General features: G+C 59.9%; 16 protein-coding genes. 10 read left to right on the top strand and 6 right to left on the bottom strand.

Going from position 1 to position 16,008, the window contains the following annotated elements:
• Positions 1–41: 41 nt before the first annotated feature.
• The 3 genes from K3J57_RS07485 to K3J57_RS07475 form a co-directional block, all read right to left on the bottom strand.
• Positions 42–500 carry an RDD family protein gene (locus K3J57_RS07485; protein ID WP_259797703.1) on the bottom strand — a complete coding sequence of 153 codons (459 nt, stop codon included), beginning with the start codon at positions 498–500 and terminating at the stop codon, positions 42–44.
• 99 nt (positions 501–599) lie between these two features.
• Positions 600–1,091 (bottom strand): DUF2852 domain-containing protein, encoded by a 492-nt coding sequence (locus K3J57_RS07480; protein ID WP_173486987.1) that lies wholly within the window; start codon positions 1,089–1,091, stop codon positions 600–602.
• Between the two features lie 192 nt (positions 1,092–1,283).
• A complete protein-coding gene (locus tag K3J57_RS07475) occupies positions 1,284–1,754 on the bottom strand; it encodes a YbaK/EbsC family protein (protein WP_259797702.1) in 471 nt (156 codons plus the stop codon).
• A gap of 233 nt (positions 1,755–1,987) precedes the next feature.
• Between K3J57_RS07475 and K3J57_RS07470 the strand changes: the two genes are divergently transcribed.
• Complete coding sequence (locus tag K3J57_RS07470) at positions 1,988–4,807, top strand: bifunctional [glutamine synthetase] adenylyltransferase/[glutamine synthetase]-adenylyl-L-tyrosine phosphorylase (RefSeq protein ID WP_259797701.1); 2,820 nt, start codon at positions 1,988–1,990, stop codon at positions 4,805–4,807.
• 12 nt (positions 4,808–4,819) lie between these two features.
• A complete protein-coding gene (locus K3J57_RS07465; RefSeq protein WP_259786947.1) occupies positions 4,820–5,116 on the top strand; it encodes a hypothetical protein in 297 nt (98 codons plus the stop codon).
• A gap of 153 nt (positions 5,117–5,269) precedes the next feature.
• Here K3J57_RS07465 and K3J57_RS07460 read toward each other — a convergent pair whose 3' ends face one another.
• The 3 genes from K3J57_RS07460 to cobA form a co-directional block, all read right to left on the bottom strand.
• Complete coding sequence (locus K3J57_RS07460) at positions 5,270–6,499, bottom strand: MFS transporter (RefSeq protein WP_259794784.1); 1,230 nt, start codon at positions 6,497–6,499, stop codon at positions 5,270–5,272.
• A gap of 62 nt (positions 6,500–6,561) precedes the next feature.
• The gene (locus tag K3J57_RS07455; protein ID WP_259797699.1) at positions 6,562–7,854 is read right to left on the bottom strand and encodes a cobyrinic acid a,c-diamide synthase CobB; all 1,293 of its coding nucleotides are present in this window, start codon (positions 7,852–7,854) and stop codon (positions 6,562–6,564) included.
• Position 7,855: 1 nt separating this feature from the next.
• The gene (gene cobA / locus K3J57_RS07450) at positions 7,856–8,722 is read right to left on the bottom strand and encodes a uroporphyrinogen-III C-methyltransferase (protein WP_259786945.1); all 867 of its coding nucleotides are present in this window, start codon (positions 8,720–8,722) and stop codon (positions 7,856–7,858) included.
• 145 nt (positions 8,723–8,867) lie between these two features.
• On the opposite strand from cobA, the gene K3J57_RS07445 reads away from it, so the two are divergent.
• The 8 genes from K3J57_RS07445 to pgl all read left to right on the top strand — a co-directional run bounded on the left by K3J57_RS07445 (position 8,868) and on the right by pgl (position 15,976).
• Complete coding sequence (locus tag K3J57_RS07445; protein ID WP_259797698.1) at positions 8,868–9,923, top strand: cobalt-precorrin-5B (C(1))-methyltransferase; 1,056 nt, start codon at positions 8,868–8,870, stop codon at positions 9,921–9,923.
• Positions 9,920–10,654, top strand: coding sequence for a cobalt-precorrin-6A reductase (locus K3J57_RS07440; protein ID WP_259797697.1), 735 nt, complete (start codon positions 9,920–9,922; stop codon positions 10,652–10,654). The genes K3J57_RS07445 and K3J57_RS07440 overlap by 4 nt, the downstream gene beginning before the upstream one ends.
• Complete coding sequence (locus K3J57_RS07435; RefSeq protein WP_259797696.1) at positions 10,651–11,280, top strand: DNA-3-methyladenine glycosylase family protein; 630 nt, start codon at positions 10,651–10,653, stop codon at positions 11,278–11,280. The genes K3J57_RS07440 and K3J57_RS07435 overlap by 4 nt, the downstream gene beginning before the upstream one ends.
• Positions 11,280–11,975: an alpha/beta hydrolase gene (locus K3J57_RS07430; protein WP_259786941.1), complete on the top strand. Its 696-nt coding sequence runs from the start codon at positions 11,280–11,282 to the stop codon at positions 11,973–11,975. Before K3J57_RS07435 ends, K3J57_RS07430 begins: the two co-directional genes overlap by 1 nt.
• 184 nt (positions 11,976–12,159) lie before the next feature.
• The gene (locus K3J57_RS07425) at positions 12,160–12,744 is read left to right on the top strand and encodes an HNH endonuclease (protein ID WP_055192533.1); all 585 of its coding nucleotides are present in this window, start codon (positions 12,160–12,162) and stop codon (positions 12,742–12,744) included.
• Between the two features lie 75 nt (positions 12,745–12,819).
• Positions 12,820–13,803, top strand: a complete 984-nt coding sequence (locus tag K3J57_RS07420; protein ID WP_259797695.1) for an agmatinase — start codon at positions 12,820–12,822, stop codon at positions 13,801–13,803.
• A gap of 47 nt (positions 13,804–13,850) precedes the next feature.
• On the top strand, positions 13,851–15,305 hold the full coding sequence (gene zwf, locus K3J57_RS07415) for a glucose-6-phosphate dehydrogenase (RefSeq protein ID WP_259794771.1): 1,455 nt from the start codon (positions 13,851–13,853) through the stop codon (positions 15,303–15,305).
• Positions 15,302–15,976, top strand: coding sequence for a 6-phosphogluconolactonase (gene pgl, locus K3J57_RS07410; RefSeq protein ID WP_259794769.1), 675 nt, complete (start codon positions 15,302–15,304; stop codon positions 15,974–15,976). Before zwf ends, pgl begins: the two co-directional genes overlap by 4 nt.
• Positions 15,977–16,008 lie beyond the last annotated feature (32 nt).

Here is a 16,008-nt window from a genome sequence, read left to right as displayed (position 1 = left end):
AACGGCTGATTGTCACAGCCGTTTTGTCCCCGTTTTTGGCGCTATTGGCGGGCTTGCCGGTTCAGGGCGGTTGTGCCCAGCACCATGTCGATCAGACCCTGACCGCGTGGGGTGGTAAACATCATCACCAGAGAGATCAGTTGCAACAGAAATGTCGCCATTGAGATATAATAGCCCAGCGTGTGGAAAATCGCAGTCATCGGATCAAACCGGTCTCCGCGATGGGTGCGCAGTTCGATGGCCATCAGGCGCATGCCCAAAGTGGCAGACCGACCAGAGATCGTGAGGACCCGGTAAACAAAACCAACCGAGAAATAGACCAGCCCAAACAGGAAAAAGCCGATCCCGAAACTCAATAGGCTGGCCAGCACCGAAAGGGTGAAGATCACAACCACGTCCACGCCCCAGGCCATCAGGCGCTTCAGCGCAACACTTTCATAATATTCAGGCTGGTAGGTGGGATCAGGGAGCCCCCAAAGCGCATTATCTGTATGGGTCATTTTCTTTCTTTACCGGGTTGTGACGCAAAGGAAAAGCGCGCCCCATTAAGTCAGGTTGCGGGGCGCGCAGGGTGGGCAGGTGAGAAGGGAGGAAAGGGGTTACTTCTCGTTTTTGCCCGGTTCGTCAAGCGTATCTGCCTCATCTGCCAAATCATCACCTGCCTTTACGGCCGCATCACGGGTGGCATCGGCGCGCTCGTCCATAAACTGGTCGAACTCCGATTTGTCCTTGGCGGCCCGCAGGCGTTCGAGGAAGTTTTCAAAGGCTTCCTGCTCATCCATCAACCGGCGCAGGGTTTCGGCCTTATAGGCGTCAAAGGCGGTGTTGCCAGAACTGCGGAACCCGTGCCGACGGGCGAAATGCTGATCGCCTGACATGTGGTGGCGGTGATGGGAACAGGATTTCGAAAACATGCGTTTGCTCCAGATCATATAGGCAAGAAGGGCGAGGCCGACGGGCCAGAACAGGATGAAGGACACAACCATGGCAGCGATCCAGGCGCCTTTGCCACGTTGATCCAGCCAGCTCTCGGCGCGCGAAAACCAGCCTTGCGGGGCGGGGCTGATATGCGATTGGGCGGCGGTGGACATGGTGGTTCTCCGTAGGATTGTTTCGGTGTATGTGAATGCCTTTCACATTACTGCATGTGGGGAGCCTACGAAGGGGGTGCAAGGGTAAATGTGAATGTTTTTTACATTTTTCAGTTACCTAATTGAAAACATTAAATATAAACTGATGCTTTGCATTCTGTCTGTTGCGAAATAATGGCCCGAGTACCGCGCTTAAACAGTAAAACAGGCCAGTTTTGCCCCGCTTGCGCGGATCACATCCGCCGGAGGAGCCGCAAAAATATGGCGCGGTGTGCCTGCGGCGGCCCAGACAAGGTCAAATTCATTCAGACGAGGGTCGCAGAATGCACGAATGGGGGTCAGGTGCCCAACGGGGGAGACGCCACCGATTGCAAATCCGCTCTGATCCCGGATCAATCGCGCATCAGCTTTGCCCAGAGGTTCTCCCGCCAGGGCGGTGGCCTTGTCCGCACAGACCTGATTGCCGCCCGCAGTCAGAAACAAGATGAGGTTCCCGGAGTTTTCCCCCCGGAACATAATGGATTTCACGATCTGATCCAGCGCGCAGCCCGCCGCGGCGGCTGCCTCTTTGGCGGTGCGGGTGCTCTCGGCCATTTCCATGATCTCGACCGCGATCCCATGTGTTTCCAGTGCGGCCCGCACCCGTTTCAGGCTTTTTGACATCTCTGTTCCTTCGTTCGTTCCTCGCACCCTCAGGCGTTTCGACTTTAACCTTCTATCGGGAAACGTCGAGCCGCCGTATGAGATATCAATCTCATGGGCGTTTCGCAAAATACATGTGTTTCAGGTTTGTCCCGAAACGCATTCCCCTAAGGATGCAAAAAGACAGCGACTGAAATGTCGCAGCCCCCCTTTGCGCTGTTGACCCGGCGGTGCCGCGGGGGCAATTTTGCCCCATGACAACAGAACCTTTCGCCGCCCGCATCACGCGTTCTCCAATCGCATATGAAACCGAACCCGCCGGAGAGATTGCCGACCACTTCAAAGATCTCTCCCCCGAGCTGCGTGAGGTCCTGGCCGGCACCGCCGGCTGTTCGCCCTATTTGCGGGGATTGATGGAAAAACAGGCGGATTGGTTGCGAGCGGCCTTGTCGCAGAGCCCTGAGGGTGCTTTTGAAGATGCGATGCAGGCGATCGACGGCGACAGTGACAGCGCGCTGCGCAGCGCGTTGCGAATTGCCAAGCAACGTGTGGCCCTGCTCACCGGGCTGGCAGATCTTGCGGGTGTGTGGACACTGGAACAGGTCACCGGGGCGCTGACTGATTTTGCCGGGCACGCGACCGATCTTGCCATGAAGTTTCAGGTGGGACAGGAAATCCGGCGCGGCAAATTGCCGGGCATGAGCGAGGACGACATTGCCACGGCAGGCGGTATGGTTGCGCTTGCGATGGGAAAGATGGGCGGGCATGAGCTCAATTACTCGTCCGATATTGACCTGATCATGCTGTTTGATGACAGCCGGTTCGACAATCTCGATTTCCACGACGCGCGCGCAAGCCATGTGAAGGCCACCCGTCGGATGAGCGCGATGCTGTCTGAACTGACGGCGGATGGCTATGTGTTCCGCACCGACCTGCGGTTGCGTCCGGATCCTTCGGTCACGCCGGTCTGCGTGGCGATGCAGGCGGCAGAGCGCTATTACGAAAGTCTGGGACGCACCTGGGAGCGGGCGGCGCATATCAAAGCGCGCCCTTGTGGGGGCGATCTGGCCGCAGGCGAAGCCTATCTCAAACGGCTCAGCCCCTTTGTCTGGCGAAAGCATCTGGATTTTGCCGCCATTCAGGACGCCCATGACATGCGGTTGCGGATCCGGGCCCATAAGGGGCTGCATGGTGATATCACCCTTCCCGGTCATGACATGAAACTGGGGCGCGGTGGCATTCGGGAAATCGAGTTTTTCACCCAGACCCGCCAGATCATTGCGGGCGGGCGCGATGAAACCCTGCGCTCTCGCCAGACCGTGCCGGGGCTGGCCGCCCTTGCCGCGGCCAACTGGCTCCCGGATGAGACGGCTGAGGTTTTGACCCGCCATTACCGGTTCCATCGCGAGGTTGAACACCGGGTTCAGATGTTTCGCGATGCGCAGACCCATAAACTCCCCTCAAACCCCGAGGAGTTCGATCGCCTTGCGCGGATGATGGGTGAGGGGGATACCGAGGCATTGAAATCCCGTATCCACGATGCTTTGACCGAGGTGCATGAGGTAACCGAAGGCTTCTTTGCCCCCGATGACACGGGCGCATCCGTGCCCCAGCTGGAGGAAAGCGAAGCCGAGATCGTGTCGCGGTGGGAAACCTATTCCTGCCTGCGGTCCTCGCGCGCGGTCGAGATTTTCAACCGGTTGAAACCTGATCTGTTGGCGCGCTTGGCCGCGGCCCCCCGTCCGCATGATGCAATGATCCAGTTTGATGGGTTTCTCAGCCGATTGCCGGCCGGGGTGCAGCTGTTTTCGCTGTTTGAAGCCAATCCAACCCTGGTGGATCTTATTGTCGATATCGCCGCCACCGCACCGGCCCTTGCCGCCTATCTTGGTCACAATGCCCAGGTGCTGGATGCGGTGATCGGAGGCGGGTTTTTCGAACCCTGGCCCGGAGAGGCGGCCCTGACCGGGATGCTGAAGGACCGGCTGTCAAAGGCGCCGGATTACGAAGTCAAGCTCGACACCACCCGGCGCTGGATGAAGGAATGGCATTTCCGCATCGGCGTGCATTTCCTGCGCGGATTGATCCACGCACGCGAGGCCGGGGCGCAATATACCGACCTTGCCGATGCGGTGATCCGGGCGCTCTGGCCCGAGGTGGTGGCGAATTTTGCAGTGAAGCATGGCCCGCCGCCGGGGAAAGGGGCGGTGCTTGTCGGCATGGGCAGCCTTGGCGCGCGCTCGCTTTCGGCGATGTCGGATCTTGATCTGATTGTGATTTACGATGCAGACGGGCAGGACATGTCGGATGGCAAACGTCCGCTGGCCACCAAGCCCTATTACGCCCGTTTGACCCAGGCGTTTGTCACCGCAGTTTCCGCGCCGATGGCAGAAGGCAAGCTTTACGAGATCGATATGCGCCTGCGCCCATCCGGTCGACAGGGGCCGGTGGCCACGTCCATCGACAGTTTCCGCACCTACCAGCGCGACGAGGCCTGGACCTGGGAGCATCTGGCACTGACCCGCGCGCGGGTGGTCACCGGGCCTGCCGATGTTGCGGCCGCCTATGAAGCGGTTCGCCAAGATGTGCTGAGCTTTGACCGCGATCCGGCGAAAGTGGTGCAGGATGTGATTGATATGCGGGCGCGCATTGCTGCCGCCAAGGGCGAAGGCGGTGGGGCGCTTGAGGCCAAGCTGGGGGTGGGGCACCTGCAGGATGTGGAACTGGTGGCGCAATCCGCCTCGCTCCTGTCCCCGGATGTGGCGCGCACGCCCCGGGAACAGATCGCGCAGGGGGTCGCAATTGGCTGGTTCACTGACGCCCAAGGGCAAGCCATGGCTGACAGCCATGACCTAATGTGGCGGTTGCAGGCTGCGTCCAAATTGCTCAGCGATGGTCCGCTGGATCTGCAGGCGTTGGGGCAGGGGGGGCAGGACCTGCTCTTGCGCGAAACCGGGGTCGAGGATGAGGGCGAGCTGGTGAGCGAGGTTGAAACCCGTGCCGCCCGTGCCGCGGAAGCAATCGAAGAGGTGCTGTCGCATCCGCCGGTGGTGGCGGGATCGGTTTCGGCGTGAGGAGAGGGGCCCATGCGTGAGGAGGGAGAGGACATGAGCGAGCTGATTGCCGCCATCGATAAACGGGGTCTGATCCGCGAAAGCTATCGGATCGACGGGATTCGGTCCGAAGAGTGCCGGTCGATCTTTCTCGACTGGGCGCTGTTTGACGAACATGAGCTGCCACAGGCCGAACGGATTGCGTTGTTGCTTGAGACCTACGGTGCGGACGCCCCGGACCATCCGATGACGTCGGTCATGCGGGCTGCTCTGGAACCCGCTGTAACAACCGGCCGCCGTGGTGGGCGCAATGCGCGGGTGAAAACCTGAGACCGGTGGCACCATAACCCCGCCTGCGCCATTGGCTGAAACGGGGGCAGGTGCCGAGATGTTTTAGGTGAAAGGCCATGTGCGAAAGCGGGGGCAAAGCCCCTTTGCCCCCCGTCTCCCGTCACCCTAGTCGTCCCAAAAGGCGCAGCCCGGTCAATCGAACGCCTCTTTCGGGCGCAGCATCAGCCAGATAAGAGATGCGCCTGCCAGTGCCAGAAACGGCACCATCGCGATGTTCACAGCACTCCAGCCTTCCACGGCGGTTCCCCCAGAGCAGTTCATCAACCCGCCAGAGGCGAGCGAGGCCACCGTCACGCAGCCAAAGACGATCATGTCGTTCATCCCCTGCACCCGCCCGCGTTCTTCTGGTTTATGTGCGCCGGCCAGCATGGTGGTTGCGCCGACAAAGCCGAAGTTCCAGCCAATCCCAAGCAGGACCAGGGCAAGGAAGAAGTTCTCCAGTTCGACCCCCTGAAGCGCGACGATCCCTGCCAGCCCGAGGATGACCAGCCCCGAGGCTATCACGGCGCGCACCCCGAAGCGGGCAATCAGATGTCCGGTGAAGAAGCTGGGCACAAACATGGCCAGCACATGGGCGGTGACGATATTTCCCGCCATGTCGGTCTCAAAGCCGCAGCCGACAACGGCCAGCGGGGTAGAGGTCATGACCAGATTCATCAAAGCATATGAAACCATGCCGCAAATAATGGCCACGGCAATCACCGGATCCCGCAGCAGCTCAATCCTGGTGCGGCCCTTGGGGGCGTCCACATGTGGCTTTTCCGGCTTGGGAATGTCGAGGCCAAGGAAAAGAAAGGAGCCCGCAAGGTTGATGGCAATGATCGCCAGGTAGGCACCAAGGAAGGGCACCACCAGCATGTCATTGGTCAGGTTGAACAGTTGAGGGCCGATAATGGCAGAGGCCAGCCCGCCCGCCATCACGTAGGAAATCGCCTTTGGACGGAATTCGGGTGAGGCGGTATCTGCTGCGGCAAACCGGTAAAAACCCTGTGCGGATTGATACAGGCCCATCAGGAAAGACCCCAGAAGGAAGAGCGAGAAGTCATATTGCATCAATGCGTAGGCGCTGATGGCTGCGCCGAGCGACCCCCCACCAGTGCCAACCCAAAATCCAACCCGGCGACCATAGGTCTGCATCACCCAGCTGATCGGATTGGCCCAAACCATCGACCCGGCCACCATCAGTGAGATCGGCAGTGTTGCCCAACAGGGGTTTGACGCCAGCGACTGTCCCGCCAGACCTGCCATGGTGAAAATCATCGGCATTTGTGCGCCCAGAATGGCCTGGGCCAGCACCAGAATGGTTACATTTCGCCTGGCGCGGCTGTCATCCGCCATGGAAGGGGCATTAATATCGGTCATGGGTCAATAAGCCTGACATGAAGGGGTCAACCCCAAGCACCAAGCAAATTGCCGCCAAAAAATCAATCCGCTTTGTCGATCAGATGGGCAAAGCTGCCACTGACATTGGCGCGGATGAGCCCCATTGGAATAAGCGTTTGTCCCTCGGCATCCGTGGCCTCGAACAGGGCGGTTCCTTCGGCACGGATTGTGGTGGCGTAGTGGAACTCATGTGCATTCCAGCGCCCGGCAAAGGGCCCGAGATCCGTGCTGACCTGCCGATACCCCAGGTGCAGCTTGCGCTTGGAGAAACTGGTCTCAAGTCCCAGGAGGCCAAGCATCTCATGGGTATTTCCATCTTTGTCTTCAATGGTTTGGCCAAGGGTCATGTAACCTCCGCACTCACCGTAGATGGGGCAGGTTGCAGCGCGCATACCAGATTTGAAGCTTTGCGCATCTGCCAGTTGGGCTGCATGAAGTTCCGGGTAGCCCCCGGGCAGGAAAATGAAATCCGCATCTTTTGCCGGGGCTTCATCCGCCAGTGGAGAAAATGGCAGGATTGCCGCACCACCCGCCCGCCAATCGGCCAGAATATGCGGATAGGCAAAGGCAAAGGCGCGATCATGTGCCACAGCAATGCGGCCGCCCGGAGGGGTAAGGCGTGCAGCCGTTGGTGCGTTGGGAAGGGTGGTTGCCAGAGAGGTCAGGGCTTCGAGGTCGATCGCGTCACTCACCGCGTCGCCAACCCGGTCCAGATAGGCCTGCAGATCCGGGTGCTCGCCCGCTTGTACCAGCCCAAGGTGGCGTGACGGATGCGCCATCTGATCCTGACGATAGACTGCGCCCAGAACCGGCAGTTCGATCCGCGCCATGGCGGCACGCAGCATTGCCTCGTGGCGCGCCGATCCAACCTGATTGAGAATCACCCCGGCCACCCGCACATCGGGGTCATGGGCGGCAAACCCGGAAATCAGCGGGGCAAGTGATTGCGCCATACGTGCGCAATCCACCACCAGAACGACCGGAAGGTTCAGGATGCGGGCAAGGTCCGCGGTGGCGCCTTTGCCCTCTGGCGGGGCGCCGTCAAACAGCCCCATGGCCCCTTCGATGATCAGCAGATCACCACTCTGTCCCGCCAATGCCCGCACCCGGTCCGGCGACATTGCCCATGCGTCCAAATTCAGGCAGTCCCGCCCGCAGGCAGCGGCGTGAAAGCGCGGGTCGATGTAGTCCGGCCCGGATTTCGCCCCGGTGACATGATGCCCCTGACGGGTCAGAGCGCGCAGAATGCCCAGGGTAAGCGTGGTCTTGCCAGACCCCGAATTGGGGGCGGCAATGATCACACCCTGCGGATGGGGCAATTGCGCGGCGGCCATATCAGCGATCCTCAGCCGGGCGCCCCCGCCCAAGCGGGTCGGGGTTGCGCGGCGCCATGCCCTCTGCGATCGCCTGCCAGTCAAGCGCCTGACGCATCAATGTCGCGCGCCCGACGCAGATGATTGCCGGGGCACCAAAGCCACCAGCTTCGGCGTCTTCGACACAGGTGATCAGGGTGGTTTCCAGCACGCGCTGCTCTGGCGTGGTGGCATTGGTGACAATGGCAACGGGTTCTTCCGGTTCGCGCCCCGCGGCAATCAGGGCGGAGCGGATCCGCCCCAGATGTTTCATGCCCATGTAGATCACGATGACCTGCGACCCTTTGGAAATTGCGCCCCAGTCCAAAGAACCGGGCGTATTGCCGGACTGGTCATGCCCGGTCACAAAAGTAACCGACTGGTTCACATCACGATGGGTGACCGGGATGCCAGCATAGGCAAGACCGCCAATCCCTGCAGAGATGCCGGGGATGATGCGGATCGGGATCTGGTGCTGAACCAGCGTCTGTCCTTCTTCGCCGCCACGCCCGAAGACAAACGGATCCCCCCCCTTCAGGCGCAACACGCGCTTGCCTGCACGGGCGTGATCCACCAGTTGCAGCGAAATATCGCGCTGGTTGGCAGAGGGTTTGCCACCGCGTTTGCCGGCATAGATGATCTCGGCATCCGGGCGTGCCCAGTCCAGGATGACCTTTTGAACCAGTGCGTCATAGACAATCACGTCTGCCTGGCGCAGTGCATTTACAGCGTGCAGCGTCAACAGGCCGGGGTCTCCGGGGCCTGCGCCTACCAGCCAGACCCAGCCGGGTTTCATTTCGGGCCATGCGCCTCCGGCAAGTGAGGCAGGAAAAGAGAGTTCGTTTTGCATGGCGCTCTTATAGGTGGGAGTTCGACCGGGCGAAAGCCGTCTTGCGACATTCAGTTGTCTGCCACCGCCACACTGCCGCGCTTGCGCTCTCAAATGGCGCAAACGCCGATTGGCGGCGCGAAAAGAGACTGGTAAGGTCACGCCGATGACCGAGACAAACCCAGTTCAATTGCGCCGTGGCTGGACCACGGGGGCCTGTGCCACCGCTGCCACCTGTGCGGCGGTGCATCACCTGTGGGGCGGGGCGTTTCCGGACAAGGTGTCGATCACTTTGCCCAAAGGCGAGATGCCCGAGTTTGACCTTGAGGTTGCGCATCATGGTCAGGGCTGGGCCGAGGTTGGGGTGATCAAGGATGCGGGCGACGATCCGGATGTTACCCACGGTGCGCTGATTCTTTCCCATGTGCGCACTGGCACTGCGGGCCAGGGCATTCGCTTTCTCGCCGGGGAAGGCGTGGGTATGGTGACCAAGCCGGGCCTGCCCGTGCCTCCGGGAGAGCCCGCAATCAACCCGGTGCCGCGCCGTATGATCACCGAAGTGATCGAGGCCGCCGCCCGCCAATTCAATCATGTGCCTGACCTTGATGTGACGATTTCCGTGCGGGGAGGCGCGGACCTCGCTCAAAAGACCTGGAACCCGCGGCTGGGAATTGTTGGCGGGCTGTCGATCCTCGGCACCACGGGGGTGGTGCGGCCGTTCTCCTGTGCGGCATGGATCGCCTCTATCCACCGTGGTGTCGATGTGGCGCGAGCCACCGGGCTGCCCCATGTGGCTGGCTGCACCGGGGCCACCTCAGAGGCCACTGTGCAATCCCTCTATGGTCTGAGTGATGGCGCCATGATCGATATGGGGGATTTTGCCGGGGGTATGCTGAAATACCTTGCCAAACATCCGGTGGGACGGGTGACGGTTGGGGGCGGGATCGGCAAGATCACCAAGCTCGCACAGGGCGCGCGCGATCTGCATTCGCGCCGCAGTCAGGTGGACTTTGATCTGCTGGCGGATTGGCTTGGAGATGAGGATGTTCGGGGGATGAATACCGCGCTTCAGGCCTATGAAAAGTATGGAAAAATGATGGTTGATGTTGTGGCAGACAAGGCGTTGGCGCAGGTGCGTCAAATTTTGCGCAACACGGATTGTGTCGTGGATATCGTCATGATCGACCGCCCGGGCAACATCATCGCACAGGTGGGCGGATGAGCCGGCGGCGCCTCCTGCTGCTTGCGGGAACTGCGGAAGCGCGTGAATTGGCAAACCGTCTTGCCAAGGCGGGGTTTGAGGTGATTGCGTCCCTTGCCGGTTCAACGCGCCAGCCCAGACCAATGGCGGTGACCACGCGCATAGGTGGGTTTGGTGGTCAGGAGGCGCAGGCCGCCTATATGACGGATCAGGCATTTGATCTTGTCATCGACGCCACGCACCCTTTTGCCGACCGGATCAGCCAGCGGAGTGCCGAGATTTGCGCCGCCTTGTCGATCCCCTATCTCAGATATTCTCGCCCCGCGTGGGCACCGATCCCCGGTGAAACCTGGGACATTGTTGAAAATATACATCAACTGTCTGACTTAATTGGAGAAAAGGAGAGAGTGTTCCTCGCCACTGGAGGGCAGAGCAGCGATATCGCCAAGGCGTTGCCGGGTCGGGTTCTGTTTTGCAGGCGGGTGGATGATGGGTCAGAGCCTTTTCCCTTGTCCGGCGGATGGATCACCGGACGTCCGCCTTTTACCCGGGCGGCAGAAACCGCTTTGCTGAAGCAGCTTGGCGTGGGTTGGCTGGTTGCCAAAAACGCCGGGGGGGCGGCGCGCGCCAAACTTGACGCCGCGCGAGCGCTTGGGGTGAAGGTGGTCATGATCGCCCGCCCGGATGGGCCGGATGCAGAGACGGTTTCGACATTGGACGAGGTCATGGCCTGGGCAGAGGCCCATCAATGATGGAGCGTGTGATCACAGGGCAAGCCTGCTTGAAAGAGGGGGCCGATTGGCTGGTCGCATGTGAGCCACGATTTGCGAAAGCCCTTGAGCAGATTGATGAAATCCCGTTGCGGCTGAGGTCGGACGGGTTTGCGGCGCTTTTGTCCGCGATCGTCTCTCAGCAGGTGTCGACCGCATCGGCGCAGGCCATCTGGGAGCGGATCGAGGGGGCCGGGCTGGTCACGCCCGAGCGGGTTGCGCAGGCAAGCACCGAAGACCTCGCGCAACTTGGCCTGTCTCGTCCAAAAATCCGCTATGCGCAGGCCCTTGCAAATGCGGGGATTGATTACGCGGCGTTGCAGTCTGCCTCTTCTGATCAGGTGATTTCGACGCTCACTGCGGTCACCGGCATCGGAGAGTGGACCGCCGAGATCTATGCCCTGTTTTCGCTGGGGCGTGCAGATATCTTTCCAGCTAAGGATCTGGCCCTTCAGGAAGCCGCGAAAGAGATGTTTGATCTGCCTGCGCGCCCAAAAGATCGTGAACTGAAAGTGATGGCAGAGGCCTGGTCCCCATGGAGGGGCGTTGCAGCGCGGCTCTTGTGGGCCTATTACCGGGTGATCAAACAAAGGGAAGGGATCCGCTGATGACTCGCATTCTGGATGCAAAACGCCGCCCTGCGGCTTCGGGCACAACCAAATCTGTGGTGGTGTTCCTGCATGGGTATGGTGCGGATGGGGCGGACCTTCTGGGGTTGGCGGATCCCCTGTCCGAACATCTGCCGGATACCACATTCATTGCGCCTGACGCGCCGGAGAAATGTGCGGGCAATCCGTTTGGCTATCAGTGGTTTCCCATCCCGTGGCTTGATGGATCGTCGGAAGAAGACGCAATGCGTGGCGCGGAAATGGCCGAGGCCGACATCAATGCTTTTCTGGATGGGGTGCTTGAAGAGGAGGGGATAACCCCCTCACAACTCATTGTTTTCGGGTTCTCTCAAGGCACGATGATGAGCCTTCGCGTGTTGCCGAAACGCACCGAACCTGTGGCCGGTATCGTGGCCTTTTCGGGTCGGATGCTGGAGCCGGACGAGTTTGCAGCTCATATTGTCAGCAAGCCGCCGGTGCTTTTGGTTCATGGCGATCAGGACGATATGGTCCCGCCGCAACATTTCAGCGAAAGTGGCACCATTCTTGAGGCCAACGGGTTTGAAACCTATGGGTTCATTATGAAAGGCACTGGCCATGGCATTGCCATGGACGGGCTGTCGGTTGCGTTGCAGTTCATGCTCGATAAACTCGGCATTCAGAAGATGCAGATGGGAAATGAAGGCGAACAATAAGCGCCAGTCACGGTCATTTGGTCCGTCACATCTTTGTCACCTCTTGCGGTTATAGCTCACACAACCCTCTATCTTGGGGGTTGTTTGGTTTCTGTTCCTATATATAGTTGAACCAAGCGCAGGGGCGGGAGCTCCCGCCCCGTGAACCAAAGAGGTTAAGCACAGGGCGGTGGGGGAGTCCCAAATGGATGGCGATTTCAGAACAGAGTTTACGAGGGAGCCGGGGCGGATAAAGCAGCACCCGGCCTTGGTCCTGAATGCGGATTTCAGGCCCCTGTCCTATTATCCGCTTTCGCTTTGGCCTTGGCAGGAGGCGATCAAGGCGGTGTTTCTGGACCGGGTCAATATTCTGGCGGAATATGATGAGTTGGTTCATTCCCCCAGTATGGAGATGCGGATCCCCTCGGTTGTGGTTCTGAAAGATTACGTCAAACCCCAAAAGCGCGTGGCCTTCACGCGCTTTAATTTATTTCTGAGGGATGAATTTTGCTGCCAGTATTGCGGGGGCAAAGGGGACCTGACCTTCGATCACGTGGTGCCGCGGGCATCAGGTGGCGTGACCAGTTGGGAAAACGTGGTCGCGGCGTGCCAGAAGTGCAATCTGAAAAAGGGGTGCAAACCTCTGCATCGGTCAGGTCTGAGCTTGCGCAAACCCGCGAGGCAACCCACGGCGGAAGAGCTGCGCAATGTCGGGCGCAAGTTTCCTCCTAACCATTTGCATGAAAGTTGGATGGATTTTCTGTATTGGGATGCCGAGTTGGATGCCTGATGGACAGGCGATGCCATCTGAAAAGTGAAGACGGGATGTCTGGATCGGGTTAGCCTGTCCCAAAGGGAGGCTCAGATGATCAATCAGAAAACCGATGACTTTTTCAAACCCGTCTCGGGGTTTGACCTGCCACGCTTTGCGGGCATCCCCACTTTCATGCGCTTGCCGCATGTCGATCTGGATCATGAGCGGATCAAAGAGGTGGATGTGGGGCTGATTGGTGCGCCATGGGATGGCGGCACCACCAACCGGCCAGGTCCGCGCCATGGTCCCCGCCAGTTGCGGGACATGTCCACCATGATCCGTGCGCAAAATGGCGCCACCGGTATGCGCCCGTTTGAAGTGATGAACTGTGCTGATCTGGGGGACGTGGCGCCAAACCCCGCGGATGTCATGGACAGTCTTGAGCGGATGCAGATCTTTTACACCCGGGTGAAGCGGGCAGGGATCCGGCCTCTGACTGGCGGAGGGGACCACCTGTGCACCTTACCCATTCTGCGGGCGCTGAGCGGGGATGCCCCGCTGGGCATGGTGCATTTCGACAGCCACACCGACCTGTTCCATTCCTATTTTGATGGCACCATGTATACCCATGGCACCCCGTTTCGGCGCGCGGTTGAAGAAGAACTGCTGGATCCGAAGCGCGTGGTCATGATCGGGATCCGTGGCACGGCATATGATAGCGAGGACCGGGATTTTGCCAATGCAGTGGGCATTCGCGTGATCCCGATTGAGGAGTTCCATGCCCGTGGCGTTGTCGATGTGATGCACGAGGCGTGCGAAATCGTCGGCGCGGGGGATACCTATGTCAGCTATGATATCGATTTCGTGGATCCGGCCTTTGCGCCGGGCACCGGCACGCCAGAGGTGGGCGGGCCGACCTCCTATCAGGCGCTTCAGGTGGTGCGCGCCCTTGAGGGGATAAAGATTGTCGGCGCCGACCTGGTTGAAGTGTCGCCGCCATTTGACCCCGCTGGCGCAACAGCCTATCTAGGAGCGTCGATCATGTTCGAACTTCTGTGTGTCATGGCCGCTTGCAAGCCCACGCAGGATGGATGATCGCTAACCGGCACGTGGTTTGCGACAGATAAGTTACGGAGAGCTTCATGGTTTCGCGCGTTATCCCTGTGGATCCTTTCGATCTGGTCATCTTTGGAGGGACCGGCGATCTGGCCCGTCGCAAGATCTTGCCGGGCCTCTATCGCCGCTATCGTGATGGGCAGATCCCCGCAGAGGCGCGTATCATCGGCGCGGCCCGGTCAGAGCTTGATTGTGCAGGGTATCGGGACTTTGTTGAAACTGCCGTGCGCGAATTCGTGTCGAAAAAGAAATGTGATCCCAGTGTGTTGAGGGGGTTTCTTGATCTTTTTTCTTACGTGGCGATTGACGCACTTGGGGATGAGGGATGGGCGCATCTCGCCAAAGAAATGCGCAAGGACGTGGTGCAGGCCTTTTACTTTTCTGTTGGCCCTCGCCTGTTTGGACCGATCGCCGAACGCCTTCGGGGGCATGAAATTGCTGGCCCACAGGCACGGATCGTTGTCGAAAAACCGTTCGGGCATGATCTGGAAACCGCGCGCGCGCTCAATGCCACGCTGGCCCGGCATTTTGAAGAAAGCCAGATCTATCGGATTGATCACTACCTGGGCAAGGAAACGGTGCAGAACCTGATGGCGCTGCGGTTTGGAAACATGCTGTTTGAGCCGCTGTGGAATGCGCAATATGTGGATCATATCCAGATCACTGTTGCGGAAACCGTTGGGGTCGCCGGGCGCGGGGCCTATTATGACCGCTCGGGGGCGATGCGCGATATGGTGCAAAACCACCTGATGCAGCTTTTGTGCCTCACGGCGATGGAGCCTCCCTCGAAATTCGATCCAGATGCGGTGCGGGATGAAAAGCTGAAGGTGATCCGGGCCCTTGATCCGGTGGCGCCCGAAGATCTGGTGCGGGGGCAGTATCGTGGCGACGACGAAGTTCCTGCCTATGCGGGGGACGCCGAAGTCGATGCAAGTGATACGGAAAGTTTCATCGCGATGAAGCTGCACGTGTCGAACTGGCGTTGGAACGGCACGCCGTTTTACCTGCGCACGGGCAAGCGTCTTCGCGCGCGCATGTCTGAGATCGTGGTTCGTTTCAAAGAACCGCCCCATTCCATTTTTGAGGAAGATACCGGCCAGTCTGCCAATGAGTTGTCGATCCGGTTGCAGCCAAATGAGGGCATGGATCTGAAAGTGACCATCAAGGAACCGGGGCCGGGGGGGATGCGGCTGATCGATGTGCCGCTCGATATGACCTTTGCAGAAGCCCTGGGCGAAGAGGTGGCTGACGTGCCGGATGCCTATGAGCGGTTGATCATGGACGTGATCCGCGGCAATCAGACCCTGTTTATGCGTGGCGATGAGGTGGAGGCGGCCTGGGCCTGGACGGATCCGATCATCGAAGGCTGGCAGGCGCGTCGCGACAAACCGCATTCCTATGACCCATTCACGTCTGGGCCGGATGAGGCATTGATGTTACTACATAAAGATGGACGTCGTTGGAGGGAGCTGCGCGAATGAAGCTGATTGATTACCCCGACCAGGACATGATGATGCTGGACTTGGCGGACCGCATCGCATCTGAGCTTGTGATGACATTGGAACATGAAGACCGCGCCAGCCTGGCGGTGCCGGGCGGCGCGACACCGGGCCCGGTTTTTGACGCGCTTTGTGCGGCGGATCTGGATTGGGCGCGGGTGGATGTGATGCTGACCGATGAACGCTGGGTGCCGGAAACGCATCCGCGTTCCAACACGGCCATGCTGCGGGACCGGCTGCTGACCAGCCGGGCGGCCCGCGCCAATCTTGTGCCCCTCTATCACGCCGGGGCCACGCCCGAGCAGGTGATTGCGCAGATTTCCGATCGGGTGGAGGATTGCCTGCCGCTCTCTGTCGCCGTGTTGGGGATGGGGGAGGATATGCATACGGCCAGTTTGTTTCCCGGCGGTGACCAGCTTGCACAGGCTTTGTCGCGTGAAGCGCCAGCTGCACTGACCATGATCGCCCCCGGTGCAGAGGAGCCGCGCGTCACGTTGTCCGCGCGGGCATTGAACTCGGCGGTGAACAAACACCTGATTATCACCGGGCAGGCCAAGCGTGACGCGCTTGCACAGGCGATGGAGGCAGAGGATGCGCTGGACGCTCCCATCAAAGCGCTGCTTGGGGCGCTGAACGTGCATTGGGCCGCGTGATGTTCGGGGCATATGGTCAGCCCGCGGGGAAT

The organism is Aliiroseovarius crassostreae, from assembly GCF_025137635.1.
Lineage (GTDB): Bacteria > Pseudomonadota > Alphaproteobacteria > Rhodobacterales > Rhodobacteraceae > Aliiroseovarius > Aliiroseovarius crassostreae.
Note: the sequence above shows the minus strand (reverse complement) of the source record. Positions and strands in the feature narration are given on the sequence as shown.